This is a genomic window from Bradyrhizobium acaciae, assembly GCF_020889785.1.
Taxonomy (GTDB): Bacteria; Pseudomonadota; Alphaproteobacteria; order Rhizobiales; family Xanthobacteraceae; genus Bradyrhizobium; species Bradyrhizobium acaciae.
Map to the genome: position 1 here is coordinate 1 of NZ_JACMYK010000022.1, position 23,069 is coordinate 23,069.

The 23,069-nt window shown below is 64.8% G+C and carries 20 protein-coding genes; 11 read left to right on the top strand and 9 right to left on the bottom strand.

All coding sequences use genetic code 11. The annotated features are described in order from the left end of the window. A partial coding sequence (locus H8A92_RS12155) for an MFS transporter (RefSeq protein ID WP_229196020.1) occupies positions 1–395 on the bottom strand: 395 nt, incomplete at its 3' end. A gap of 147 nt (positions 396–542) precedes the next feature. Between H8A92_RS12155 and H8A92_RS12160 the strand changes: the two genes are divergently transcribed. The 4 genes from H8A92_RS12160 to H8A92_RS12175 all read left to right on the top strand — a co-directional run bounded on the left by H8A92_RS12160 (position 543) and on the right by H8A92_RS12175 (position 4,996). After that, complete coding sequence (locus tag H8A92_RS12160) at positions 543–1,490, top strand: TAXI family TRAP transporter solute-binding subunit (RefSeq protein WP_229196021.1); 948 nt, start codon at positions 543–545, stop codon at positions 1,488–1,490. 196 nt (positions 1,491–1,686) lie between these two features. Next, a complete protein-coding gene (locus H8A92_RS12165) occupies positions 1,687–3,795 on the top strand; it encodes a TRAP transporter permease (protein ID WP_229196022.1) in 2,109 nt (702 codons plus the stop codon). Further along, positions 3,756–4,166 carry a DUF1850 domain-containing protein gene (locus H8A92_RS12170; RefSeq protein WP_229196023.1) on the top strand — a complete coding sequence of 137 codons (411 nt, stop codon included), beginning with the start codon at positions 3,756–3,758 and terminating at the stop codon, positions 4,164–4,166. The genes H8A92_RS12165 and H8A92_RS12170 overlap by 40 nt, the downstream gene beginning before the upstream one ends. A gap of 23 nt (positions 4,167–4,189) precedes the next feature. Further along, positions 4,190–4,996 (top strand): SDR family NAD(P)-dependent oxidoreductase, encoded by an 807-nt coding sequence (locus tag H8A92_RS12175; RefSeq protein WP_229196024.1) that lies wholly within the window; start codon positions 4,190–4,192, stop codon positions 4,994–4,996. A 154-nt stretch (positions 4,997–5,150) separates the two neighbouring features. Here H8A92_RS12175 and H8A92_RS12180 read toward each other — a convergent pair whose 3' ends face one another. Continuing rightward, positions 5,151–6,695, bottom strand: a complete 1,545-nt coding sequence (locus H8A92_RS12180; RefSeq protein ID WP_229196025.1) for a cation:proton antiporter — start codon at positions 6,693–6,695, stop codon at positions 5,151–5,153. A gap of 147 nt (positions 6,696–6,842) precedes the next feature. On the opposite strand from H8A92_RS12180, the gene H8A92_RS12185 reads away from it, so the two are divergent. From H8A92_RS12185 to H8A92_RS12200, 4 genes are all read left to right on the top strand, one after another. After that, positions 6,843–7,637 carry a hypothetical protein gene (locus tag H8A92_RS12185; RefSeq protein WP_229196026.1) on the top strand — a complete coding sequence of 265 codons (795 nt, stop codon included), beginning with the start codon at positions 6,843–6,845 and terminating at the stop codon, positions 7,635–7,637. Positions 7,638–7,763: 126 nt separating this feature from the next. Further along, positions 7,764–9,674, top strand: coding sequence for a propionyl-CoA synthetase (locus H8A92_RS12190; protein ID WP_229196027.1), 1,911 nt, complete (start codon positions 7,764–7,766; stop codon positions 9,672–9,674). A gap of 313 nt (positions 9,675–9,987) precedes the next feature. Then, a complete protein-coding gene (locus tag H8A92_RS12195) occupies positions 9,988–10,254 on the top strand; it encodes a hypothetical protein (RefSeq protein ID WP_163159707.1) in 267 nt (88 codons plus the stop codon). A gap of 304 nt (positions 10,255–10,558) precedes the next feature. Next, the gene (locus H8A92_RS12200; RefSeq protein ID WP_229196028.1) at positions 10,559–11,635 is read left to right on the top strand and encodes an acyltransferase family protein; all 1,077 of its coding nucleotides are present in this window, start codon (positions 10,559–10,561) and stop codon (positions 11,633–11,635) included. 113 nt (positions 11,636–11,748) lie between these two features. On the opposite strand, the gene H8A92_RS12205 is transcribed toward H8A92_RS12200, so the two are convergent. Further along, a complete protein-coding gene (locus H8A92_RS12205; protein WP_163159705.1) occupies positions 11,749–12,444 on the bottom strand; it encodes a DUF1013 domain-containing protein in 696 nt (231 codons plus the stop codon). Positions 12,445–12,673: 229 nt separating this feature from the next. Between H8A92_RS12205 and ispH the strand changes: the two genes are divergently transcribed. From ispH to rnhA, 3 genes are read left to right on the top strand one after another with little or no spacing between them, the layout of a single operon-like run. Further along, a complete protein-coding gene (ispH, locus tag H8A92_RS12210; protein WP_163159704.1) occupies positions 12,674–13,648 on the top strand; it encodes a 4-hydroxy-3-methylbut-2-enyl diphosphate reductase in 975 nt (324 codons plus the stop codon). Between the two features lie 5 nt (positions 13,649–13,653). Beyond that, positions 13,654–14,634 (top strand): homoserine kinase, encoded by a 981-nt coding sequence (locus H8A92_RS12215; RefSeq protein WP_229196029.1) that lies wholly within the window; start codon positions 13,654–13,656, stop codon positions 14,632–14,634. Continuing rightward, positions 14,622–15,083, top strand: a complete 462-nt coding sequence (rnhA, locus tag H8A92_RS12220) for a ribonuclease HI (protein WP_229196030.1) — start codon at positions 14,622–14,624, stop codon at positions 15,081–15,083. Before H8A92_RS12215 ends, rnhA begins: the two co-directional genes overlap by 13 nt. A 176-nt stretch (positions 15,084–15,259) precedes the next feature. Here rnhA and H8A92_RS12225 read toward each other — a convergent pair whose 3' ends face one another. The 6 genes from H8A92_RS12225 to H8A92_RS12250 all read right to left on the bottom strand — a co-directional run bounded on the left by H8A92_RS12225 (position 15,260) and on the right by H8A92_RS12250 (position 22,988). Further along, positions 15,260–15,745 (bottom strand): peroxiredoxin, encoded by a 486-nt coding sequence (locus H8A92_RS12225; RefSeq protein WP_229196031.1) that lies wholly within the window; start codon positions 15,743–15,745, stop codon positions 15,260–15,262. A gap of 108 nt (positions 15,746–15,853) precedes the next feature. Beyond that, positions 15,854–16,411, bottom strand: a complete 558-nt coding sequence (locus tag H8A92_RS12230) for a DUF924 family protein (protein ID WP_229196032.1) — start codon at positions 16,409–16,411, stop codon at positions 15,854–15,856. Between the two features lie 26 nt (positions 16,412–16,437). After that, positions 16,438–18,120 carry a long-chain fatty acid--CoA ligase gene (locus H8A92_RS12235; protein WP_229196033.1) on the bottom strand — a complete coding sequence of 561 codons (1,683 nt, stop codon included), beginning with the start codon at positions 18,118–18,120 and terminating at the stop codon, positions 16,438–16,440. Between the two features lie 177 nt (positions 18,121–18,297). Continuing rightward, a complete protein-coding gene (locus tag H8A92_RS12240) occupies positions 18,298–19,746 on the bottom strand; it encodes a D-alanyl-D-alanine carboxypeptidase family protein (protein ID WP_229196034.1) in 1,449 nt (482 codons plus the stop codon). A 203-nt stretch (positions 19,747–19,949) separates the two neighbouring features. Then, a complete protein-coding gene (locus H8A92_RS12245; protein WP_229196035.1) occupies positions 19,950–21,728 on the bottom strand; it encodes a glucan ABC transporter ATP-binding protein/ permease in 1,779 nt (592 codons plus the stop codon). 204 nt (positions 21,729–21,932) lie between these two features. Further along, positions 21,933–22,988: an ABC transporter substrate-binding protein gene (locus tag H8A92_RS12250; RefSeq protein WP_229196036.1), complete on the bottom strand. Its 1,056-nt coding sequence runs from the start codon at positions 22,986–22,988 to the stop codon at positions 21,933–21,935. Between the last annotated feature and the right edge of the window lie 81 nt (positions 22,989–23,069).

Below are 23,069 nucleotides of genomic sequence, written 5' to 3' on the forward strand. Positions count from 1 at the left end.
GTCACCGCGGCGATCGCCGGCGCGAACACCGAGCCGCTCGCGGCGGCGAGCGCCTGGGTCGCGGCGACCAGCGCGAAGTGGTCGAGCAGCGGCAGCAGCAGGCACGCGGCGGTCACGGCAATGGCCGCTGATATCATCAGGGCGCGCTTGGCGCGGCTGCGGTCGATTAGGGCCCCGGCCGGCGTCTGGGCGACTATGCCGGCGATCGCCGCGATCGACATTACCGATCCGATCGAGGCCTCGTCCCACTTCCGTTCAGTCAGCAGGTAGATAGCAAGATAGGGGCCGAGCCCGTCCCGCACGTCGGCGAGGAAGAAGTTCAACGCGTCAAGCGCGCGCTCGACGGTCGTCGTCCCGGACGGCTGCAAGTGATACCTCGCGGCGAGATTGCGCATCTCAACCCGCTCGCACGCGCCGAGTTCCCGCGCAGGTAAACTGGTGCTGCCATCAGGGATTTTGGCCGCGCATGCGTCATTTGGATGGGTTGACCCGGCGGGGACGTGCGGCCAATTTCCGGCCCGGCTCAGGGGAGAATAATGCTCATGAATTCCAGGTTGATGGCTGCCGCGATCGCGGCAGCCAGTGTTTTGGCCGCGCCCGTCGCGCAGGCCCAGCAGTTCATTAACGTGCTCACCGGCGGCACCTCGGGCGTCTACTATCCGCTCGGCGTCGCGATCGGGAAGATCTACGGCGACAAGATCCCTGACGTGAAGACCCAGGTGCAGGCGACCAAGGCCTCGGTCGAGAATCTGGTGCTGCTGCAGCAGGGCCGCGGCGAGATCGCCTTCACGCTCGGCGATTCGCTGAAGGCCGCCTGGGAAGGCGACGCCGAGGCCGGTTTCAAGAACAAGCTCGACAAGCTGCGCACCATCGGCGCGATCTATCCGAACTACATCCAGATCGTCGCCACCGCCGAAAGCGGCATCAAGACGCTGGCCGATCTCAAGGGCAAGAGCCTGTCGGTCGGCGCGCCGAAGTCCGGCACCGAGCTCAACTCGCGCGCGATCCTCGCCGCCGCCGGCATGAGCTACAAGGATCTCGGCAAGGTCGAGTATCTGCCGTTCGCCGAATCGGTCGACCTGATGAAGAACCGCCAGCTGAGCGCCACGCTGCAATCCGCCGGCCTCGGCGTCGCCTCGCTGAAGGACCTCTCGACCTCGAGCGAGATCACCGTGGTCGCCGTGCCGAAGGAGACGGTCGACAAGATCGGTCCGCCCTTCGTCTCCGTGATCATCCCGGCCAACACCTATACCGGCCAGGACAAGGATGTACCGACCGCTGCGGTCGTGAACTACCTCGTCACCTCGAGCGCGGTGTCGGACGATCTCGCCTACCAGATGACCAAGCTGGTCTACGAATCGCTGCCGGAGCTCGCCAATGCCCATGCCGCGGGCAAGGAGATCAAGCTCGCGGCCGCCGCGACCGGCAGCCCGGTGCCGCTGCATCCCGGCGCGATCCGCTATTACAAGGAAAAGGGCCTGATCAAGTAGGAGCCGCGAAGACATATTCGCCGTCATGCCCGGGCAACAGCGCGAAGCGCGTCTTCGCGCAGATGTCCCGGGCATCCACGTTTTTCGGCAACGGTCGCGCAAAAGACGTGGACGGCCGGGACAAGCCCGGCCATGACGAATTTGGCGGCAGCCCAAATGCTATAAGCGCCGCGGGCACGGCGGGGGACTTCATTCAATGCAGCAGCAGGTTGCGGGCGAACAGCCCATCAAGGTTGAATTCGACAATTTCGAGCATGGCTTTCCGGAAGGTTTCGGCCCCGGCGCCTGGGGGCATCTGGCCTATGCCATCGGTCTCGCCTTCGCAGTGTTCCAGCTCTATGTCGCAGCCTTCAACTATTTGCCAAGCCAGGTGGTGCGCGGCGTCCATGTCGGCTTCCTGATCCTTCTGACCTTCGGCCTGATCGGCAATTTCACCGCGAAAACCGATTTCGGCCGCGCGGTGAGCTGGATCGTCGGCGCGAGCGGCTTCCTCTGCGGGCTCTACCAGTGGATCTTCTATGCCGATTTGATCGCACGCGACGGCGATCCGACCAACACGGACCTCGCGGTCGGCACGCTGCTCGCGGTCCTGATCTTCGAGGGCACGCGACGGCTGATGGGGGCGGCGCTGCCGCTGATGTGCGGCGCCTGTCTGCTGTACTGGTTCTTCGGACAATATCTGCCGTCGCCGTTCAATCATCGCGGCTACGACTTCGACCAGATCGTCACCCATCTCTCGTTCGGCACCGAAGGCTTCTACGGCGTGCCGATCTACGTCTCGGCGACCTACATCTTCCTGTTCATCCTGTTCGGCTCGTTCCTCGAGCGCGCCGGCATGATCCAGCTTTTCACCGATGTCTCGCTCGGCCTGTTCGGGCGCACCCGCGGCGGCCCGGCCAAGGTCGCGGTGTTCGCCTCCGGCATGATGGGCACGATCTCGGGCTCCGGCGTCGCCAACGTCGTCACCGTCGGCCAGTTCACGATTCCCCTGATGATCAAGTTCGGCTACCGCCGCGCGTTCGCAGCCGGCGTCGAGGCCACCGCCTCGATGGGCGGCCAGATCATGCCGCCGGTGATGGGCGCGGTCGCCTTCATCATGGCCGAGACGCTCGGCGTGCCCTATTCGGAGATCGTCAAGGCCGCGGTGATTCCGGCGATCCTGTATTTCGCCTCGGCGTTCTGGATGGTGCATCTGGAAGCCGGCAAGCATGGCCTCGTCGGCATGAAGCGCTCGGAGATTCCGAGCGCCTGGAAGGCGCTGGTGGCGCGCTGGTATCTGGTGTTGCCGCTCGCGGCGCTGGTCTACATGCTGTTCGAAGGCTTTACGCCGCTCTATGCCGGCAGCATGGGGCTCGCGCTGACGGTTGCGCTGATCCTCGGCGCCAGCATCACGCTCGGCTTTTCCAACACGGTGGTGCGCACCATCTTCTGGATCGGGCTTGCGCTGGTGGTTGCCGCGGTGTCGCGCCACGGGCTCGAGATCGTTCCGGTCGCCGGCGTCGTAGCAGGATTGATCGTGATCGCGGCGATCACGCGCGGTGGCCGCGCCACGCTCAGGGCCTGCCGTGACTCGCTCGCCGACAGCGCCAAATCGGCGCTGACCGTCGGCATGGCCTGTGCCATCGTCGGCACCATCATCGGCATGATGACGCAGACCGGCGTCGGCACCATCTTCGGCAGCTGGATCATCGGGCTCGGCGCCAAGAGCCTGTTCCTGGCGCTGATCATGACCATGCTGCTGTCGATCCTGCTCGGCACCGGCATCCCGACCATTCCGACCTACATCATCACGGCGGCGCTCGCGGCACCGGCGCTCGCCAAGCTCGGCGTGCCGCTGATCGCAAGCCATATGTTTGCGTTCTATTACGGCATCATGGCCGATCTCTCGCCGCCGGTGGCGCTCGCCGCACTCGCGGCGGCGCCGATCGCCAAGGAGAATCCGGACAAGATCGGCTGGGAGGCGATGCGGATCGCGCTTGCCGGCTACGTCATTCCGTTCATCTTCGTCTATTCGCCGGCGCTGATGCTGCAGGCCGGCGATCCGATGCAGGCTCAGCTCGGCTTCTACGGCGCGGTGGCGCTGGCGACCTTCAAGGCGCTGGTGGCGATCGCCCTGTTCGGCATCGTCGCGATCGGCTTCCTGTTTACGCGGCTGACCTTCATCGAGATCGTGGTTGCCTTCGGCGCCGCGCTCTGCCTGCTCGGCGATTTCCGCTTCTCGGATACGGCCGGCTTCACGCTCGCCGCAGGCGTCGTGCTCTGGCAATGGCGGCAGCGCCCGCGCGATGCGGTGACGGCGGCTTGAGCCTCTGCCTTGCATCCGCCGGAGTCGTGAAGACGCTGTCGATTGCCGCCTTCACGCTCGCCTGGACGCATTCGATCGAGAAGAGCGCCTGGCAGGAAGACTGGCTGGTCACGCCGGCCGGGCTGACGTTGCAACAGGCGCGCATCAAAGGCACCGGCGCCGGCATGGAGCCGCCGCCGGAGGCGCGGCTCGTCGATGGCTGGTTTCAATGGTCGCTGCCGCCGGCGCCGAGGCCGGAAGTGGTGCTCGGCAATTCCGCTGCTGCCGGCGAATGGCACCTGTGCCATGCGGGACGCTGCCAGACGCTATCGGAGATTTTCGGACATCCGATCGGTGCTAATGTCACCACGATGCGTGTTTGCGGGCCATAACGAATAACAACGGAGAACAGGCGATGGATCGGCTCAAGGGCAAGGTTGCGATGGTGGTCGGGGCGGGCTCGATCGGGCCGGGCTGGGGCAATGGTAAGGCGACCGCCGTCACCTTCGCGCGCGAGGGCGCCAGCGTGTTCTGCGTCGATCGCAATGGTGCCGCGGCGGAAGAGACCGTCGGCATCATCACCGGCGAGGGCGGCAAGGCGGCGGCGTTCACCGCCGATGTCTCGCGCGCCGGCGAGGTCGAGGCGATGGTCGCGGCCTGCCTGAAGGCCTATGGCCGCATCGACGTGCTCGACAACAATGTCGGTATCGCCGAGGTCGGCAGCGTGGTGGAAGTGGCGGAAGCCGAGTGGGACCGCGTCTTCGCGGTCAATCTCAAGAGCGCCTATCTGTCGATGAAGCACGTCATTCCCGTCATGATCAAGCAGGGCGGCGGCTCGATCATCAACATCTCCTCGATCGCCTCGATCCGCCATGTCGGCATTTCCTATGTCAGCTACAATGCGAGCAAGGCGGCGATGAACCAGATGACGCGCTCGACCGCAGTCGAGTTCGCCTCCAAGCATGTCCGCGTCAACGCGATCCTGCCCGGGTTGATGAAGACGCCGATGGTGGCGCATTCGGCGGGGCTGGCGCAGAGCTACGCCAAGGGCGACGTCGAGGCGATGTGGCGTGCGCGCGACGCGCAGGTCCCGATGGGGCACATGGGCGACGCCTGGGACGTCGCCAACGCCGCGCTGTTCCTCGCCTCGGACGAATCGAAATATATCACCGGCATCGAGCTCGTGGTCGACGGCGGCATCACCTCCAAATCCGGTGCATGAGAGGGACGTGAACCTATCCATCCCGTCATTGCGAGGAGCGTGAGCGACGAAGCAATCCATGTCACGGCAAGCGGCGCTATGGATTGCTTCGCATCGCTCGCAATGACGGAGATAGAGTTCGCGCGTACCGCGCCCTTATCCTGATCCAGGTTGACTAAGCCTCGACGCTGAGCTCGGCGCGGTCGAGCTCTTCCTCGACCAGATGGAACGCGTCGTCGCCGATGGTCTCGGTGTGGCGCAGCTTGAGCAGAGCTTGACGCGCTGCCGCGATGGCGCGGCGGCGTAGCGGATCTGCCGGCAGCTCGCGTGAGGTCAGGCCGCCGTCCGGGTCGTTCTCGGCGCGGTCAAGTACGGCGCGATATTCGAGCCGGAGGATCTCGGCCTCCTCGGACGGGTCCGCGTCGATCTCGTCGAGGGCTGCGCGAAATACGACGCTGCGGGCATGAGCCGCCTCGCGTCCGACCGGATCGTCGTCGTCGAAATTCAACGCCATGATCAGCGGCCGCAAGGTCAGGCCCTGGATCACCAGCGAGCCGAGCACCACGGCAAACGCGGTCAGCAGGATCAGGTCGCGGTATGGAAACCATTCAGGCAGCGCAAACGCCGCCGCCAGTGTGACGATGCCGCGCATGCCGCACCACGACACGATGAAGCCGCGCTTCGGGGTCGGCACGGCGTCCACCACGTGCGCCGGCAGCCAATGGCGCGACTTCAGCGTGCGCAGCAGTGCGCCGTAGGGCATCACCCAGAGGATGCGGGCGAGGATCACGACGACAAGGATCGCGGCGGCGAAGCTGCAATATTTCCATCGTACGTCGGTATCGAGCTCGGACCAGATCGGGCGCAGTTGCAGGCCGATCAGCATGAAGGCCAGCACGTTGAGCACGAAGACGACGGTTTCCCACACCGCATAGGACGACACGCGCAGCCGCGCCGAGGTGCGGGCCGGCGCGGTGCGGGCGATAGTGATCGCATAGGCGATGATGGTGAGGATGCCGGACAGCCCGAGATGCTCGGCTGTGATCCACACCATGAAGGTGCCGCCGAATTGCGTGATGATCGCGCTCGGCGCCTCGGTGATGCGGCGGGTGATCATCATCCAGACCTGCGCGAACAGATAGCCGGCGGCGAGGCTGCCCACCAGCGCCACCGCGATGGAGGGTACGAACTCGCGGATCTTCATGTGCTCGGCGGCGACCAGGCCGACCGCGACCCGATAGATCAGGAGCGAGGTGGCGTCGTTGAGCAGGCTCTCGCCCTCGAGGATCTTCTGGATTCGGTAGGGCAGGCTGACCTGGCGCAGGATCGCGGTGGCAGCGGCTGCGTCCGGCGGCGCCACGATGGCGCCGAGCGCAATCGCAACCGGCCAGGGCATGTCCGGGCGCAGCCACCGCGCGACCACGGCGACTGCCACCGTGGTGACGCCGACCGCGACCACAACCAGCGTCGAGACCGGCAGCCAGTTGTTGCGGAGATCGCGCAGCGAGGTGTCGAAGGCGGCATCGAGCAGCACGGGTGCCACGAACAGCGCCAGCGCCAGTTTCGGTTCCAGTGCCCAGGTCGGGGCCCATGGCAAAAGGGTCAGCAGCACGCCACCGAGCGCAAGGAAGGTCGGATAGGGCACCTTGATCCGCCGCGCCAGCGCCGACAGCGCCACCGCTGCGAGCAACAGGCCGATGATCCATTCGAACGTGAGCAAGGCGAACCCCCAAAAGTGCGGCTCCAAGTGCAGCCGATCGTCGCAATTGACGTATAATCCAGCGTGTGGTTTTGCGCCAAATCGCACTGCCGGAAATCGGAGCCGGCGCTTCAGGCGCAAGTGAGGGATGTCTTGTCGGTGAGTGGAATGCGACGCAACTCTGCCAATCTGACCTTCAATCCGGCCTTCAATCTGATCCCGGCATTGCTGTGCGTTTGCCTGTCGGTCACGCTGCCATCAGGCTTTGCGCGTGCGGCGAGCAGCGAGCCCGGCAAGGACGTGCAGGCCGATGCAGGGCCCTGCATGGCCGCGGCGGCGGCAGCCGACGACGACAAGACCATCGAGACCTGCGGTGCGCTGGTCGACAATGAGAAGGCGGCAAGGCCGGATCGCATCAAGGCCCTGACGGCGCGGGCGGGCGCATATGATCGCAAGCAGATGATCGACCGCGCGATCGCCGACTTCGACACCGTGCTCAAGCTCGATCCGTCGCTTGCCGATGTACACAATGCGCGCGGCGAGATGTGGCGCCGCAAGGGCGACCGGCCCAAGGCGATCATGGATTTCGGCGCCGCCGTCAAGCTCAACCCCGATCACGCCGCCGCCAAGGCCAACTACAAATCGCTGTCGCTGGAACTGGAGCGGATCGGCGCCTTGATGGCGGTCGCCGGCAAGCCGAGCTTCGATTGCCGCAAGGCGCGCCGGCCGGTGGAGAAGGCGATCTGCGCCGATCCCGCACTTGCCGATCTCGATCGCGAGATCGGCGCATCGACCTTCCGCGCGGTGCGCGAGGCAAAGGATCCACGTCAGGCGCGCGAGTTGCAGCGCGCGCAGGATGACTTCATCGCCCGCCGCAACGCTGAGTTTGGCAGGCCGGGCTACGACCTGCAAACGGCGATGCGCGAGCGGTTGCGGCAAATCAACGGGGTCGACGGCTACTAGTGCTAACGTTGGTCATTTACGGCTTGAATTATCGGTCAGGCCCATGACAATGACGCCAAAGAGAGCCAACCATCCATATTCGTCATGCCCGGCCACGACGATGGAGAGAGGCGAGGGAGAAGCGCGATGAACGTCCAGCAGCAGAGCCGGTATCATGAGGTGCATGCCCGCTCGCTTCGGGACCCCGAGGGTTTTTGGGCCGAAGCGGCGCGCGAGATCGACTGGATCGAGCCGGCCAAGAAGATTTACGATCCGGCGACGGGCACCTATGGACGCTGGTTCACTGGCGCCGTGGTCAACACCTGCTACAACGCGCTCGATCGCCATGTCGCCCGCGGCCGCGCCGACCAGGTCGCGCTGATCCACGATTCCCCGCTCAGCAACACGATCACCAAATTCACCTATTCCGAGCTGCTGAAGGAAGTGCAGGCGCTTGCCGCGATCATGCAGGATTTCGGTGTCACCAAGGGCGATCGCGTCATCCTTTATATGCCGATGGTGCCGGAGGCCGTGGTCGCGATGCTCGCCTGCGCGCGGATCGGCGCGGTGCACAGCGTGGTGTTCGGCGGCTTCGCGGCCAAGGAGCTCGCGACCCGCATCGACGACGCCAAGCCGAAGCTGATCTTCTCGGCGAGCTGTGGCATCGAGCCCGGGCGCATCGTGCAGTACAAGCCGCTGCTCGATGAAGCGATCCGCCTCGCCGGCACCAAGCCCGAGACCTGCATCATCCTGCAGCGGCCGCAGCATGGTTGCGAGCTCATCGCCGGCCGCGATCATGACTGGGCGACGCTGCGCCGTGCCGCGCTCGACGCCGGCAAGGCCGCGCCCTGCGTGCCGGTCGCCGCCACCGATCCGCTCTACATCCTCTATACGTCGGGCACGACCGGAATTCCGAAGGGCGTCGTGCGCGACAATGGCGGGCATCTCGTCGCGCTGAAATGGTCGATGGAGAATCTCTACGGCGTGAAGCCCGGCGAGATCTGGTGGTGCGGCTCCGACATCGGCTGGGTGGTCGGCCACTCCTACATCGTCTATGGTCCGCTGATCCACGGCGCGACCACGATCATGTATGAGGGCAAACCGGTCGGCACGCCGGATGCCGGCGCGTTCTGGCGCGTGATCTCGGAGCACAAGGCGGTGGCCTTCTTCACCGCACCGACCGCGTTTCGTGCGATCAAGAAGGAAGACCCGGAAGGCAAGCTGCTCAGGAGCTACGACCTCTCGCGCTTCCGCACCCTGTTTCTCGCCGGCGAACGCGCCGATCCGCCGACCGTGGAATGGGCCGAGCAGCAGCTCAAGGTGCCGGTGATCGATCACTGGTGGCAGACCGAGACCGGCTGGTGCATCGCCGGCAATCCGGTGGGCTTGGGCATGCTGCCCGTCAAGCATGGTTCGCCGACGGTGCCGATGCCGGGCTATCAGGTCGACATCGTCGACGAGGCGGCGAAGCCTGTCCCCGCAGGCACGATGGGCTCGATCGTGATCAAGCTGCCGATGCCGCCGGGCTGCCTGCCGACGCTGTGGCAGCAGGACGATCGCTTCCGGGATGCGTACCTTTCGGAATTCCCCGGCTACTACAAGACCTCGGATGCCGGCTACAAGGACGAGGACGGCTACGTCTGGGTGATGGGCCGCACCGACGACATCATCAATGTCGCCGGCCACCGGCTCTCCACCGGAGGCATGGAAGAGATCCTCGCCTCGCATCCCGATGTCGCCGAATGCGCCGTGCTGGGGGTCAAGGATGCGATCAAGGGCGAGGTGCCCTGCGGCTTCCTGGTGCTGAAGGCCGGCGTCACCAAGGCGCCGGATCAGGTCGAGAAGGAGGTCGTGGCGCTGGTGCGCGAGAAGCTAGGGCCGGTTGCGGCGTTCAAGCTCGCGATCACGGTGGCGCGGCTGCCGAAGACCCGCTCGGGCAAGATCCTGCGCGGTACCATCAAGAAGATCGCCGACGGCGAGCCCTGGACCATGCCGGCGACGATCGAGGACCCGAAAGTGCTCGACGAAATCGGCGAGGCGCTGCAGGGGAAAGCGTAGCTTGTTGTTGTCTGCTGTTGAGACAGCGCGTGGTGTGGCACCCCTCTCCCCGCCCTCCCCCGCAAGGGGGGAGGGAGCCTGATAGGCGTGCTCACCTGACGTGAGGGAGCCACTAGCGGAAGGGCTCCCTCCCCCCTTGCGGGGGAGGGTCGGGGAGAGGGGTGGCCCCGGGCGCGATGATCGATCGGGGCGCGAACCGCGCAATCGCGGACAGCACGTCTTCGAAACGCATTTCGAAGCAAAACGGCCTTGATTTTGATGGATTACCGGGGCATCCCGGCCTTCCAACAGGCTATGAGATACGGACCCACGGATGCGATCCATTTCCGCACGCGCGCCCCTTGCATTGCTGCTTGCACTGCCGCTCCTGGCCGGCTGCCTCGAACGCGGGCGGTCACCGATCGCCGAGAGCATGGGCGATGACAATCAGTATTGTCAGGCCAGGGCTGCGGTCGGCTCGCCGGAATATGTCGCCTGCCGCAAGGATCGCGACGTGCAGCGCCAGAATGCCGAAGTCCGCTCCGACCGCCGGCAGCGCGATCTCGGCGAATACATGATGAACCATCCGGACGTGCACTAGTGTGCTGAATGCGAAGTTCGTGCGATTTCGCGGCAGCCGCTTTCACCAACTTCGCATTCATAAAGCACACTGGAATCATAAGTTTGCTAGTGTCCTTATCGAATCCGAAGTTCGTTCCGAAAGTGCGGCAAATGATGCGAACTTCGGATTCGGGACACTAGGCGCCGTGGTTGTTGCCCGGCCGATAGGGTATGCGTGACCGCCGCCGAGCCCAATTCCTGCAAGGTATCGGCTCGCCGCATACGAAAATGAGTCCCTGTTTTGGATGAGACCTGATCCTGTGCTTTTGGAAGGCGAGCTCGCGTTGAAGCGTGACAGGATCGGAGAGCTCGACGGGCTGCGCGCGATCGCGCTGTTGATCGTCGTCATCTGGCACTATTTCGGCACGCCGGACGGGCCGGAAGGCTGGCCGTGGAAGCTGCTGCATGTCGGCCGCTTCGGCGTCGATCTCTTCTTCATTCTGTCCGGCTATCTCATCACGGATATTCTGCTGCGACACCGCGCGGCCGAGCGGTATTACTCGGCCTTCTACGGCAGGCGTGCGTTTCGCATCTGGCCGCTTTACTATTTGATGTGCGGTGTCGCTCTGATCGGCTGGTATTTTTCGCTAAGCCCGCACTTATTCGATACCAGGGGCGTTCCCGGCTGGCTGTATCTCTTCGGCTTGCAGAATTTCGGAATGGCCAAGGCCCAGACCGATGGCGCTTACTGGCTGGCCGTCACCTGGTCGCTCGCGATCGAAGAGCAATTCTATCTGCTGTTTCCGCTGCTGGTCCGGAACATTCCGCCCGAGCGGCTGTTCGCGATCCTGCTCGTGCCAATCCTGATCTGCCCGATCGGGCGCCTGATCGATAGCCCGCTGCCGGACCTTTACGGCTGGTATGTGCTCCCGCAATTCAGGTTCGATTCGCTGGCGATCGGGGCGCTGATCGCCTGGTGGCGTCTCTATCGCAAGCCGGATGCCGAGGTCTCCAAACGCGTCGCAGACATCCTGAAATGGTCTAGTCTTTCGCTTCCCCTGCTGTGGCTGTTCGGGTGGAAGCGCTGGTCGGTGGCGTTGTCGCACACCCAGGTCGAGATCTTCTTCGGCTCGCTGCTGTTCGTCGTTCTGGACAATCGCGGCTCGCCAAAACTCGCGCTGCTGCGCAGCTCGGTCGCGAACTTCTTCGCCAAAACGTCCTACGCGGCGTATCTCACCCACCATGTCATCGCGTACCTGCTGTTCGCCGTGCTCCATCAACCGAGAACGGTCGAGAGCCTCGCCGGCATCTCGCTGACCTTCGGCGCGCTCGCGTTGACGTTCGGCCTGTGCGCCCTGAGCTATCGATATTTCGAACGTCCGCTGCTCGACTTCGCCCACCGGCGCTTCACGTTCGGGTAAGCGAAGCCGGCGCAACACTCGCGGAATCAAGACTACCCGTGCTCCCAAACAAAAACGCGGCGGGTTGTCCCGCCGCGTTCTGTATTCCGGTCTTCGGGTTGCTTAGGCCACGCTTACTCTTCCTCGTCGTCGTGCTTCTTGCCGCCGATCGTCTTCAGCTTGGCGAACACGGCATCGACGTTGAGATCGTCGTGCTTCTCGATCGGCTGATCGTCCTCGTCCTTGCGCGTGGTCTCGGAGGCCGGCAGCAGCGTGGCGCCGCCGTAGACCGTCGTGGTCGGCTTCTCCTTGGCGGCGCGCTGTACCTCGAAATCGAGCTCGATCTGCGAGCACAGGCCGAGCGTCACCGGATCCATCGGGGTCAGGGTCGAGGCGTTCCAGTGGGTGCGGTCGCGCACGCTCGCGATCGTGGTCTTGGTGGTGCCGACCAGCCGCATGATCTGGGCGTCCTTCAGCTCCGGATGGTTGCGTACCAGCCAGAGGATCGCGCTCGGCCGCTCATGGCGGCGCGACACCGGGGTGTAGCGCGGGCCCTTCTTCTTGGCGGCGGTGGGCAGCACCACCTTGCTCTCCTGGAGCCTGAGGCGGTAGTTCTGGTCGCGCTCGCCGCGCTCGATCTCCTCGCGGGTCAGCTGGCCGTTCGAAATCGGGTCCATGCCCTTGATGCCCTGGGCGGCGTCGCCGTCGGCGATGGCGCGGACCTCGAGGGGGTGCATCTTGGTAAAATCGGCCACCTGATCGAAGGTCAGGGCGGTATTATCGACCAACCACACGGCAGTCGCCTTCGGCATCAGCGGTGCGTTGCTCATGGCAAATCTCCTTTGTGCTTCGCCCACCTCTGTCGAGGCGAAGCTGGTAGTCATCGGCGATGACGGGAATTATGGCGCCTATATAAGCCCTCAGGGGGGAATGGCGCAATGGGCCAGCAAAATCGCCTTGACAGCGCCCGAAAGCAGTCCCAAGTCCTTACCTTAACTGGCCGTTCCCCGCCCGCCGGCGAGGGGTGATTCGGTCCCGAGATTGCCCCGAGACAGCCTGATGTCAGCGAAAAAACCCGATCTTAGAATCGTGCTTTGTTCCCCCCGCGGCTTTTGCGCCGGGGTGGTCCGCGCCATCGACACGGTCGAACGCGCGCTCACCATTTATGGTGCCCCGGTCTATGTCCGGCACGAAATCGTCCATAACAAGTACGTGGTGGACAGCCTGAAGACCAAAGGCGCCATTTTCGTCGAGGAATTGGCCGAAATCCCCGACGATACCAACGCGCCGGTGGTGTTTTCGGCCCACGGTGTTCCGAAATCGGTTCCCGCCGAGGCGAAATCCCGCAATTTCTTCTCGCTGGACGCGACCTGCCCGCTGGTGACCAAGGTCCACCGCGAGGCGGCGATCCATTTCAAGCGCGGCCGCGAGATCCTCCTGATCGGGCACTCCCATCACCCCGAGGTGGTCGGCACCCTGGGCCAGCTGCCGGAAGGCGCCGTGACCCTGATCGAGACGGCCGAGGATGCCAAAACCTTCGTCCCGAAGGATCCCGACAATCTCGCCTTTGTGACCCAAACCACGCTGTCAATCGACGACACCGCGGAGATCGTGGCGCTGCTCAAGCAGCGCTTCCCGAACGTCAACGGCCCGCACAAGGAAGACATCTGCTACGCCACCACCAACCGCCAGCTTGCGGTGAAGAAGGTGGCGCCGGTGGTCGATGCCCTGATCGTGGTCGGCGCGCCGAACTCGTCGAACTCGCAGCGCCTGCGCGAGGTCGCCGAGCGTGAGGGGTGCCCCATCGCGATTCTTGCCCAACGGGCCAGCGACATCGACTGGGATCGCTTCGAAGGCATCACGAGCCTCGGCATCACGGCGGGCGCTTCTGCCCCGGAAGTGATCGTCGAGGAGATCATGGGCGCCTTCGCCGAGCGTTACGAACTGCACGTGGAGACGGTCTCGGCCGCGGAAGAGAACGAGTTCTTCCCGCTGCCGCGTTCGCTGCGGCCTGACGCTGCCGCGGCGGAATAGACCATATGGCGGTTTACACCGACGTTGCCGCCGAAGACCTCGCGGAATTCCTCAAAAGCTACGACATCGGCGAATTGCTCTCCTACAAGGGCATCGCCGAGGGCGTCGAGAATTCGAACTTCCTGCTGCACACCAGCCAGGGCGCCTACATTCTCACGCTCTACGAAAAGCGCGTGGCGGAAGACGATCTGCCGTACTTCCTGTCGCTGATGGCGCATCTCGCCGAGCGTGGCGTGTCGTGCCCGCAGCCGGCGCGGAACCGCAAGGGCGAGGTCACCAGCCGGCTCGCCGGCCGACCCGCGGCGATCATCAACTTCCTCGAGGGCGTCTGGCCGCGGCGGCCGAACGTGGCGCACTGCTCGGGTGTCGGCGAGGCGCTGGCAAAAATGCATCTCGCGGGTGCCGACTTTCCGCTGGTCCGCAAGAACCCGCTGTCGGTCTCCGGCTGGCGGCCGCTGTTTGCTCTCGCCGCCGCGCGAGCCGACAGCGTGCAGGCCGGATTGCACGACTTCATCGCGCGCGAGCTCGATCATCTCGAGGCCTCGTGGCCATCGGATCTGCCGGTCGGCGTGATCCATGCCGACCTGTTTCCCGACAACGTCTTCTTTCTCGGCGACAGACTGTCGGGCCTGATCGACTTCCCGTTCGCCTGCAACGACATCCTGGCCTATGACGTCGCGATCTGCCTCAACGCCTGGTGCTTCGAGCCGGATCATTCCTTCAACGTCACCAAGGCGCGCGCGCTGCTCAAGGCCTATGGGCGCGAGCGGCCGTTGTCGGCGGCGGAAGAGGCCGCGCTGCCGCTGCTTGCGCGCGGCGCATCGATGCGCTTCCTGCTGACGCGCCTGGTTGATTTCCTCAACGTGCCGGAAGGCGCGCTGGTGCAGCCGAAGGACCCGCTGGAATACGTCCGCAAGCTGCGCTTCCAGCAGAATGTCGCTAGCCTCAGCGACTACGGCATCACGCCGGCAGGATGCGCGGCGTGAGCGACAAGCCGCATGTGATCGTCTTCACCGATGGTGCCTGCTCCGGAAATCCGGGACCGGGCGGCTGGGGCGCGATCCTCCGATTCGGTGACGTCGAGAAGGAATTGAAGGGCGGCGAGGCGCACACCACGAACAACCGCATGGAGCTGATGGCGGCGATCTCGGCGCTCGAAGCCCTGAAGAAGCCCTGCGTGGTCGACCTCACCACCGACAGCCAGTACGTCCGCCAGGGCATCACCGGCTGGATCCATGGCTGGAAGCGCAACGGCTGGCGCACCGCCGACAAGAAGCCGGTCAAGAATGTCGAGCTGTGGCAGCGCCTCGACGCCGCGCTGAAGCCGCATGAGGTGCGCTGGCACTGGATCAAGGGCCATGCCGGCCACGCCGAGAACGAACGCGCAGATGAGCTGGCGCGCGAAGGTGTGGCGATGGCGAGGTTGAAGAGCTAGGCGCGCAAGCGCCGCCTGTTGCCATTTCCAAAACTGTCATCGCCCGCGAAGGCGGGCGATCCAGTATTCCAGAGACAGTGGTGATTGAAACGAGAGGCCGCGGCGTACTGGATCGCCCGGTCCATGTGCGCAATTGCGCACAGGCTGGGCGATGACTGTGTGCGTGGGCCGTCAGCTCAGAGCTGACCGAGCAGCGTGTCGCCGCCGGAGACTTCGACCTTGCCCGGAGCCGGCTCCTTGTTGAGCTTCTTCACCACGCCGTCCTCGACCAGCATCGAGTAGCGGTGGGAGCGGATGCCGAGGCCGTTGCCGGAGGCGTCGAGCTCCATGCCGATCGCTTTGGTGAAGTCGGCATTGCCGTCGGCGAGGAAGACGGCCTCGTCGCGCTGGTCGGTGTCGCGCTTCCAGGCGTTCATCACGAAGGCGTCATTGACCGACACGATCGCGATGGTGTCGACGCCCTTGTTCTTCAGGGCATAGGCGTTGAGGAAGATGCTCGGCAGATGCATCTTGTGGCAGGTGCCGGTGTAGGCGCCGGGCACCGCGAACAGGGCGACCTTCTTGCCCTTGAAGATGTCGTCGGTGGTCTTGACCTGCGGACCCTCGGCGGTCATCACGCGAAACTTGGTTTCCGGCAGCTTGTCGCCAACATTGATCGTCATCGTCGTTCTCCCTCGGTGAAGCGGAACTGTCTTAGACCCGGCTACGGCAAGGCACAATACGGGCTCGCCGAAGAACGGCAATGCCCGGCCATCGTCACCGTTCCGTCATCAGCCGGAAAACCCGCCGGCGTCGAGAAAGGCCTGCTCCTCGGCCGTGCTCTGCCGGCCCAGCACGCGATTCCGGTGCGGGAAGCGGCCGAACCGGCGGATGATGTCGGCGTGGTCCTCGGCGTATCTGAGGTTGTCGGGATGGCAGTCATATTGCCGGAACAGCATGACGCAGCGCTGCTGGTCGGCGAGTTCCTCCGAATGCTCGAAAGGCAGATAGAGGAATTCGCGCAGCAGCGGATCGGTCCGCGCATCGACGCCACGGTCGATCGCGCGCCTTGCCACGTCACGCGCCAGCGCATCGCTTGAAAAGGTCCTGGCGTCGCCGCGAAATAGGTTTCGCGGAAACTGGTCGAGCACGATGGTGAGCGCCAGCGCGCCCTCGTCGCTCGCCTCCCATGACGACAATTCGCCGGCGGCTGCTTTCTGCCAGGTGGCGAGGAAGCGGCTGCGGATCTCGGCATCGAAGGCGTCGTCGCGCGCGTACCAGCGGTCGCGGCCGGCCTTCAGCCAGAACGCGAGGATGTCGGCGGGCGTCGCGATGCGAGCGCCGGTCATGTCCGTCCAACGCCCGCCGGTCGGTGTCAGGCCGCAGCCTTCTTCTCATCGCGCAGCTGGCGACGCAGGATCTTGCCGACATTGGTCTTCGGCAAATCGGTCCTGAACTCGATCTGCTTCGGCACCTTGTAGGCGGTGAGCTGGGTGGCGCTGAACTTGATGATGTCCTCGGCGGTGACGTTCGGGTCCTTCTTGACCACGAAGGCCTTCACTGCCTCGCCGGACTTCGCATCGGGCACGCCGATCACGGCGCATTCCAGCACGCCGGGATGGCTCGCGATCACTTCCTCGATCTCGTTCGGATAGACGTTGAAGCCGGAGACCAGGATCATGTCCTTCTTGCGGTCGACGATCTTGGTATAGCCCTTCTCGTCCATCACGCCGATGTCGCCGGTGCGGAAGTAGCCGTCCGCCGTCATCACGCGCGCGGTCTCGTCCGGCCTGTTCCAGTAGCCTGACATCACCTGCGGACCCTTGGCGCAGATCTCGCCGGCTTCGCCGAGCGGCAACTCGTTGCCGTCGTCGTCGCGAATCGAGAGCCAGGTCGACGGGACGGGAAGGCCGATCGTCCCGGAGAACTCCTCGATCGTGGCAGGATTGCACGTCAGGGTCGGCGACGTCTCCGACAGGCCATAGCCTTCCGACAACGAGATGCCCGTGACCTTCAACCATTTCTCGGCGACGGACCTTTGCGTTGCCATGCCGCCGCCGTTGGCAATCTTCAGCTTGGAGAAGTCGAGCTTGTCGAAGCCGGGCGTGTTCAGCAGGCCATTGTAGAGGGTGTTGACCGCCGGAAAGAAGCTGACCTGGTACTTCGACAGTTCCTTGACGAAGCCCGCCATGTCGCGCGGATTCGGAATCAGCAGATTGGTGCCGCCGGCACGCATGCCGAGCAGATAGCACGCGGTGAGCGCGAAGACGTGATAGAGCGGCAGCGCACAGACGATGACCATCTGTTCGACGATCGGCGGCTTTGCCAGCGCCGGCTGAAGCCAGGCGTCGTTCTGCAGCACGTTGGCCAGGATGTTGCGGTGGAGCAGGGTCGCTCCCTTGGAGACGCCCGTGGTGCCGCCGGTATATTGCAGGAAGGCAACGTCATCGAGCGTCAACTTCGGCTTGTTGAGTCTGGCGGAGCGGCCGGCCGACAGCGCCTCGTTGAACGTAACAGCGCCTGATATCGACCAGGCCGGCACCATCTTCTTCACCCGGCGCACCACCAAATTGACGATCACGCCCTTGAGGCCGAGCAGATCGCCCATGCTGCCGACGATCACCTGCTTCACGGCGGTGTTCGGCAGCACCTTCTGCACGGTGGTGGCAAAGTTCTCCAGCACGATGATCGCCTCCGCGCCGGAATCCTTGAGCTGGTGCTCGAGCTCGCGCGGCGTGTAGAGCGGATTGACGTTGACCACGGCATAGCCGGCGCGCAGCACCGCGGCGGTCGCGACCGGATATTGCAGAACGTTCGGCATCATCAGCGCGACCCGCGCGCCCTTTTGCAGGCCCTTGCTCTGCAGATAGGCGCCGAGCGCCGCAGACATCTCGTCGAGCTCGCGATAGGTGATCGCCTTGTCCATGCAGATGAACGCCTTGCGATCGGCGAATTTCTTGAAGCTCTCTTCCAGCAATTCGACCAGCGACGAATACTGCGTGACGTCGATGTCGGCGGGCACGCCGGCCGGATAATGCTTGAGCCAGATGCGCTCCATAATGGTCTTTCCCTCTCTCAAATTTGGCTGATGTCCCGGATTGCTTCCGGGTTTCTCGACCCTGGGTCGTATTATTCTTGGTCGCGGTATTTCGGGCAGTATTGAGCGATGCCGCGGCCAATGGCAAGCCGCTGCGCGCGATCGACGCATTGGGAGATCGGAGGGGGCGGCGCGCCGCTAGCCGGCCGGCTTGGCGTCGGCTTTCGGCTTGTCGGCAGCTTTCGGCTTCGCAGCAGGCTTTGCCGCCGCCGGCTTGCCGGCAGGCTTTGCGGCGGCCGGCTTGTCCGAGGCCGGCTTCGCAGCTGCGGCATCCGGCTTGGCGTTGGCGTGGCGCACGGGCTTGGCCGCCGGCTTGCTGTCTGACTTGCTGTCGGACTTGGCGGCGCTCTTGGTGCCGTCCTTCACGTCGTCTGCCGTATCGGGCTTCTTGCCTGCGACCCGGGCGTGCTTGCCCTTGGCGCGCTTGACCGGCTGCGTCTTCTCGGTGTCGGCCTCGACCGCGGCGATCAGCGCAGCGCCGGTCTTGGTCGGCCCCGTATAAACCACGACCGGTTCGGAGGCCGCCGCCGGCTGCGCCAGCATGTCGGCCGGTTTTGTCGGCGGCATCGCGGCCTGCAGGCCCGAGGCGAAGAAGCTCACGCCGCTGTCGCCATTGGTGCTCGCGCCGGCGCTGGCGATGGTGTCTTCGCCGTCCTCGTCGCTGGCGGGCCGCTTGTGCTTGGCGCCGCACATCTCCTCGCGCAGGTTCGGCGGCGTGGAATCGATCGGCACCAGATTGTCGACGGTGCCGAGCGACGGCCGCAGCCACGCCAGCCCATTATTGGCAAAGCCGCGATCCAGGAGCTGCGCGGCGCGGATCGCGCGCATCCGGCCCGAGGAGGCGCCGAGCACCACCGCGATCAGCCGCTTGCCGTCGCGCGTCGCCGACGCCACGAGATTGTAGCCGGAGGCGCAGATGAAGCCGGTCTTGAAGCCGTCGGCGCCGGGATAGCGGCCGATCAGCTTGTTGAAGTTCTGGGTGATGCGGCGGCCGAAGCGGATCGAGGGGATGTGGACGAAATACTCGTATTCCGGCAGGTCGCGGATGATGGCGCGGGCGAGGATCGCCATGTCGCGCGCCGAGGTGATCTGGCCGTCGGCGGGCAGGCCGTTCGGATTGACATAGCTCGTCTGCGTCATGCCGAGCTTTTGCGCGGTCTGGTTCATCATCCCTGCAAAGCCGTCGATCGAACCGCCGACGCCCTCGGCCAGCACCACGGCCATGTCGTTGGCCGACTTCACCAGCATCATCTTCAGCGCATTGTCGACGGTGACCTGGGTGCCGGGCCGGAAGCCCATCTTCGAGGGCGACTGCGATGATGCGGTCGGCGACACCGTGAGCAGGGTGTCGAGCGACACGCGGCCGTCCTTGACTGCCTTCAGCGTCACATAGGCCGTCATCAGCTTGCTGAGCGAAGCCGGATACCACGGCATCGTCGCATTGTCGGCCTGCAGCACCTTTCCGGAATCGGCCTCGACCACCAGCAGCGCTTCGGCCCGCGCCATCTGAGGCGCTGCGATGACGAGCATCGCGACGGCCAGAATCGATTTCAGTGACGGGCGCAACAGCGAGCGAGGAAAATGCACGAATCCGGTTCCGGTCCTTTGAGACCCGCCTTCAAGAGAAGGAGGTCTTGCGATGTGACGTACGGGTTTCAAGCGTGTCCGGCGCCGCATTGCGGCGATGCAAACCCTATACCGGCTTGCCAGCAGAGAACAGAGGCCGGCCGATTATATCGTGGACGAAATCGGCTGAATTTCGGCAGCCGCCTCAATTGGAAAGGGGAGAATTATGGTGTCTCGATGCCGGCGCGCGCCTGCTCCTGGACCATGAACTGGGCACGCGCGAGATCGGCAAAACGCTCGCCTTTTGCTACCAGTTCATCGAAAGTTCCGCTTTCGATCACCCGTCCCTGGTCGAACAGCAGGATGCGGGTGGCGTGACGGATGGTCGAGAGGCGGTGCGCGATCACGAAGGTGGTGCGGCCCTTCATCACTTCGTCGAGAGCAGCATTCACCTTGGCCTCGGTGACCGCGTCGAGCGCGCTGGTCGCCTCGTCGAGGATCAGGATCGGCGGATCCTTGAGCAGCGCACGCGCGATCGACAGCCGCTGCCGTTCGCCGCCGGAGAGCATGCGGCCGCGCTCGCCGGCATGGGTCTCGAATTTCTTGTCGCTGCGCTCGATGAAATCCAGCGCCTGCGCGCGCGCCGCGGCGGTGCGCAACTCCTCGTCGGTCGCATCGGGCTTGCCGACGCGCAGATTGTCGGCGAGCGAGCGGTTGAACAGCAGCGCCTCCTGGAACACCACGCCGATGTTCCGCCGCAGCGCCGTCAGCTTCATCGCGCGGATGTCCATACCGTCGATCTTGATGATGCCGGATTGCGGGTCGAACGCGCGATGCAGCAGCGCGATCGCGGTGGACTTGCCCGCGCCGGTCGAGCCGACCAGCGCGATGGTCTGGCCGGGCAACGCGGTGAAGGAGAGATCCTCGATCGCCGGCCGCTTGCCGTCATAGGAGAATGAGACGTCGTTGAACTCGACGAGGCCCGACAGCCGGCCGGGATCGATCGCGCCGGGCCGGTCGCGCACCGCCGGCACCGCATCGAGCACGTCGAAGAATTCCTGCAGCCGCGGCGCTTCCATGAAGACGTTGTTGATGAAGCTCACCACCTGTTCGAGCTTCTGGATCAGCATGGTGGCGAACGAGACGAACATCACGATCTCGCCGACCGTGGTGAGGCCCTCATTGTGGAGCGCGATGCCGACGGTGAAGATCGCGAGCACCGTGATCGTGGTCGAGGCGCGTGTGATCACGGTGACCAGCGCCCACCATGACAGCACCGGCATCTGCACCGCGAGCAGCTTGTCGGCGACATAGCGCAGGCCCTGCACCTCGGAATCGATCCGCACGAAGCTCTGCACCAGCGCGACGTTGCCGAGCGCGTCCGAGGCGCGCGCCGAGAGGTCGCTGTAATAGGCCTCGACCTCGCTCTGCATGCCGTAGGTCTTGCGCACCACCAGCGTGGTCAGCACCGTGAACACCACGCAAAGCACGAACAGCAGGATCGCCAGCCGCCAGTTGATGTAGAGCGCGAGCGGCAGCAGCACGATCAGCGACATGATCGCGGCGAAATGCTCGCGGAAGAAGCCGAGCCAGAGCCGCCACAGCGCATCGGTGCCGTTCAGCATCACCTTCATCAGCCGTCCGGAATGGGTGCCGGAGTGGAAAGTCAGCGGCAGCTGCAGGATGTGCTCGAAATAACCTGTCAGCACCGCCTGGCGCTGGCGGTGTGCCAGCCGATCGGCCTGGAGCGCGACGATCGCGCTGCATCCGATCGTGAACAGGCCGAACGCCGCCCAGGCCGCCAGCAGCGGCCATGCCGAGGAGGTCGCGAACAGCCCGGTGACCGGGCGGCCCGACAGCACGTCGACGATCTTGCCGAACAGCACCGGCTCGGCGAATTGCGCGGCGGCGAGCAGCATGTTGGCGACGGCGAGGATCCAGCCGAGCCGCGCCTCCTTGCCGAGCAGTTCGAGGACGCGGGTATAGAGGCGAAGCATGGACATGCCGGCGGGACTCGTAAGCGGTGGACGCCCGATCAGGCGCGATACGATCTAATCAGGGTTCGCCAGCGAGGGCCAGCGGGGCGGCGATGCATCACGCTTCGTCATGGCCGGGCTTGTCCCGGCCATCCACGTCTTTCTTGCGAGCGGCGATGAAAACGTGGATGCCCGGGACGAGCCCGGGCATGACGACGAAGTGGGCTAGCCTCAATTTCCCAGCCGGCCATCGATCGGCGGCAGGAACTGGTCGTCGAAGATGTCGGCGGCGTGCGGCCGCTTCTGGAATTTGAAGTCCTCCGCGAGCTGGTCGACCGAGCGCTCGAAGCGGGCCGGGTCGATACCGCCGATGCCGTTGCGCTTCACCTCGGCGGTCAGGATGTTGTCGCGGATGATGGCGGTGAGCCGCTCGAGCTCCAGATCGCGCGAACCGCCGTCCATCCGGCTCGCCACCTCGCTCGCTGCACGAGGAGGGTCCTTGACGGCGAGGTTGGTGCCGCCGATCACCGCGCGCACGAACCCTTTGACCGCGTCCGGCTTTGCTGCCGCAAGGCGCGGGTTGACGATCACCGCAAAGCCATAGGCTTCGCAGCCATAGTCGGCGAAACGCAGCACCGCGAGATCATCGGCAGGCACGCCGCGATCGCGCAGATTGATCGCCGAGAGATAGGAGAAGCCGGTGACGGCATCGACCTGGCCGGCGGAGAGCATCGGCTCGCGCACCGCGGCGCTGATCGTGTTCTGCTTCACGCTCGACAGCTTGATGCCGTTCTGCTTCGCGACCGCGGGCCACAGCCGGATCGAGAGGTCGCCCTCGGCGACGCCGAGGTTCTTGCCCTGGATATCGGTCAGCGCGTTGATGCCGCGGCTCTTGCGGGCAATGATCGCATAGGGTGCCTGGTTGAACAGCACGAACGCGGCCTTGACGGGGGCGGCACCAGGCTCGTCGCGGAAGCGGATCAGCGAGTTGATGTCGACGAGCGCGAAATCGCTCGAGCCGTCGGCGACGCGCGCGATGGCGTCCGCCGAGCTGGTGGCGACGTTGGTGCCGACGCTGAGGCCCTCGGCGCTGAACAGGCCGCCCGACGACGCCATCACGAAGGGTGCCGCGGCCGCATCGAGCGGACGATCGAGCGTGAACTGGATGGTGAGCGGCTGCGGCGCATCGCCGGCGCGCAGCGGCGCAACGACCGGCCACACGCCGCCCGAGAGGCCGATCATGCCGGCCAATATCCAGCGGAGAACGGTGGTCCGACTTACCTGCATCATGACATCCGGGAGGCGAGACAAAGTGCCGCGCCGGCTGCGCCTGTTTCACATCATCGAATGCGCCAAGGAAAGCTGCAG

Coding starts and splice junctions, on each gene's coding strand:
- H8A92_RS12245 (WP_229196035.1), bottom strand. CDS start 21,728: ATGTCCATGCTTCGCCTCTATACCCGCGTCCTCGAACTGCTCGGCAAG.
- H8A92_RS12215 (WP_229196029.1), top strand. CDS start 13,654: ATGGCGGTTTACACCGACGTTGCCGCCGAAGACCTCGCGGAATTCCTC.
- H8A92_RS12225 (WP_229196031.1), bottom strand. CDS start 15,745: ATGACGATCAATGTTGGCGACAAGCTGCCGGAAACCAAGTTTCGCGTG.
- H8A92_RS12230 (WP_229196032.1), bottom strand. CDS start 16,411: ATGACCGGCGCTCGCATCGCGACGCCCGCCGACATCCTCGCGTTCTGG.
- H8A92_RS12160 (WP_229196021.1), top strand. CDS start 543: ATGAATTCCAGGTTGATGGCTGCCGCGATCGCGGCAGCCAGTGTTTTG.
- rnhA (WP_229196030.1), top strand. CDS start 14,622: ATGCGCGGCGTGAGCGACAAGCCGCATGTGATCGTCTTCACCGATGGT.
- H8A92_RS12205 (WP_163159705.1), bottom strand. CDS start 12,444: ATGAGCAACGCACCGCTGATGCCGAAGGCGACTGCCGTGTGGTTGGTC.
- ispH (WP_163159704.1), top strand. CDS start 12,674: ATGTCAGCGAAAAAACCCGATCTTAGAATCGTGCTTTGTTCCCCCCGC.
- H8A92_RS12165 (WP_229196022.1), top strand. CDS start 1,687: ATGCAGCAGCAGGTTGCGGGCGAACAGCCCATCAAGGTTGAATTCGAC.
- H8A92_RS12190 (WP_229196027.1), top strand. CDS start 7,764: ATGAACGTCCAGCAGCAGAGCCGGTATCATGAGGTGCATGCCCGCTCG.
- H8A92_RS12250 (WP_229196036.1), bottom strand. CDS start 22,988: ATGCAGGTAAGTCGGACCACCGTTCTCCGCTGGATATTGGCCGGCATG.
- H8A92_RS12235 (WP_229196033.1), bottom strand. CDS start 18,120: ATGGAGCGCATCTGGCTCAAGCATTATCCGGCCGGCGTGCCCGCCGAC.
- H8A92_RS12195 (WP_163159707.1), top strand. CDS start 9,988: ATGCGATCCATTTCCGCACGCGCGCCCCTTGCATTGCTGCTTGCACTG.
- H8A92_RS12175 (WP_229196024.1), top strand. CDS start 4,190: ATGGATCGGCTCAAGGGCAAGGTTGCGATGGTGGTCGGGGCGGGCTCG.
- H8A92_RS12185 (WP_229196026.1), top strand. CDS start 6,843: ATGCGACGCAACTCTGCCAATCTGACCTTCAATCCGGCCTTCAATCTG.
- H8A92_RS12170 (WP_229196023.1), top strand. CDS start 3,756: ATGGCGGCAGCGCCCGCGCGATGCGGTGACGGCGGCTTGAGCCTCTGC.